Source organism: Mesorhizobium sp. M2C.T.Ca.TU.002.02.1.1, from assembly GCF_003997225.1.
The window spans coordinates 1-730 of sequence record NZ_RZTO01001407.1 but is presented as its reverse complement, the minus strand read 5'-3'; the positions used below and the strand labels follow the sequence as shown (position 1 = coordinate 730).

Annotated in this window: 1 protein-coding gene and 1 pseudogene; both read right to left on the bottom strand. The window is 68.5% G+C overall.

The window, feature by feature from the left end:
• On the bottom strand, nt 1–421 hold a 421-nt coding region (locus EOD07_RS36410; RefSeq protein WP_164772960.1), incomplete at its 3' end, for an ABC transporter permease subunit.
• A pseudogene (locus tag EOD07_RS38005) lies at nt 418–730 on the bottom strand (ABC transporter ATP-binding protein); the annotation flags it as partial. The gene EOD07_RS36410 and the pseudogene EOD07_RS38005, both read right to left, overlap by 4 nt.

The window sequence follows — 730 nt, the reverse complement described above, 5'->3', positions numbered from 1 at the left end:
TGCCGAGGCTCTCGGCATCGAACTCGCCGGCCGCAAGCGCGAGCGCCGCTCCGGCGGCGCCGTAGCCGAGCACCGTCGCCACCGTCAGGATCGACAGGTGCCCGAGGAACTTGCCGAACAGGATCTGCCGGCGCGAGAGCGGATAGGAAAGAAGCAGCAGCAGGGTGCCGCGATCCCGCTCCCCGACGATTGCGTCGTGCGACAGGAGGAGCGCGATCAAGGGAACCAGGAAGATCGTCAGGCTCGACAGGCTGACGACCGTGACTTCGAGCGGGCTTGCGCCGACCACGCCCGTGGGAGCGCTGCCGAGAAACGCAAGCGTCAGCGCCAGGCCGGCCATCAGCAGGACCGCGCCAAGGGCCCATCGGTTGCGAAGGCCGTCGCGTATCTCGCGACCGGCAATCGTTGCTATGGCGTTCATTCCGCGGCCTCCCGTGTCAGCTCGTCGCAAAGATCGACCAATGTCGCCGGCATCACTTCGATGTCGGAGACGCCTTCCAGCAGCGAGACGCTGCGGATCGCCTCGATCTTGCCGTCGTCGGCGCAGGTGAGCTCGAAGCGCAGATCGTCGAGCCACTGCGCGCCGCGCCGGGCGGTGAATTCCCGCGCCGCGGTCCCGTCGGCGACATGCACCCGTATGCGAAGCGGCAGGTCCGCCTGGCGACGGAGTTCCGGAAGCGCGCCGCATGCGACCATGCGGCCGGCCTTCATGATGGCGATGCGGTCGGCC